The organism is Xanthomonas sp. SHU 308 (assembly GCF_000364645.1).
GTDB classification, from domain to species: Bacteria; Pseudomonadota; Gammaproteobacteria; order Xanthomonadales; family Xanthomonadaceae; genus Xanthomonas_A; species Xanthomonas_A sontii.
In genome coordinates this window covers 1-1,044 of the sequence record NZ_AQOK01000730.1, presented here as the reverse complement: position 1 = coordinate 1,044, position 1,044 = coordinate 1, and the positions used below count along the sequence as shown (strand labels likewise).

Here is a 1,044-nt window from a genome sequence, read left to right as displayed (position 1 = left end):
CCAGGCGCGGCGGGCCGACCGTGGCGATGGTCGGGAACGCCACGCCGAACGCCTGCTCCAGCGCCGCCGCCACGCCGGCCGGATCGTGCTCGGTCCCGTCCAGGCGCACCAGGTGGTGCGGATACAGATCCTGCTCATGCAGGTCGGCGACCTGCGCCAGCACCGCCGCCAGCCATTGCGCACCGGTCTCCGGCGAGGCCAGGCCCAGCGGCGCCGGGGCGCCATTGGCCAGCCAGTCCAGCAGCATGTCGCGCGGGTCGCGCAGCACCACCAGCAGCCGCCCTTCCGGCAGGTGCGGGCGCAGCGCGCGCAGCAGCGCGTTGTCCCACCACAGCAGCCAGTCGACGATGTTGCCGTCGTCGACGCCGCGTGCCGGCAGTTGCGCGCGCCACTCGGCGACCAGCGCCGCGCCGTCCAGGGCGCCATTGTCCAGTTCCTCGACGCTGCGGAAGCGCTGCAGGCCGTCGGTCGGCGGCTGCGGGCCGAAGCGGTCGCCGCGCAGCACCGGGCTGGCCGCATCGATCACCGCGATCACCCGCTCCACGCCGCTACCCGGCGGACCCCAGACGAACAGCGGGCGCGCCTGGTTCTGCGGATCGACCGCGCCCAGCGGCGGCCACTGCGCCGGGGCCTGGCCCAGCGGCGGCAGCGGCAGGCGGTGCGGCAGCTGTTCCTCCTGAAAGGCCACCCAGGTCGCGAGTGCGTCGTCCGGGCGCCCGGCCGCATCCTGCACCGCCGCCAGCCACGGCCGCACCACGGTGCGGTCGCGCTCGGGCATGCGCTGCATCAGGCCGCGCACGTGGGCGATGGCGGCATCGTGCTCGCCGCGCTCCAGCAGCGCCTCGACCAGGCGTTCCTCGCCGCTGAGCCGGCCCGGTTCCAGCGCCACGATGCGCTGCGCCACGGCTTCGCCCTGGTCGCGTTCGCCGGCCATGTCGTGCACCCGCAGCTGCGCTTCCAGCGCCGGCACGTGCGCCGGCATCGCCGCCTGCCAGCGTGCGATCAGCGCGCGCGCCTCGGGGCCGCCCACCGGCTCCAGCGCCA

The 1,044-nt window shown here is 76.1% G+C and carries 1 protein-coding gene; it reads right to left on the bottom strand.

What is annotated here, in order from left to right; translation table 11 throughout:
• A partial coding sequence (locus tag D588_RS0119540) for a BTAD domain-containing putative transcriptional regulator (protein WP_017917190.1) occupies positions 1 to 1,044 on the bottom strand: 1,044 nt, incomplete at both ends.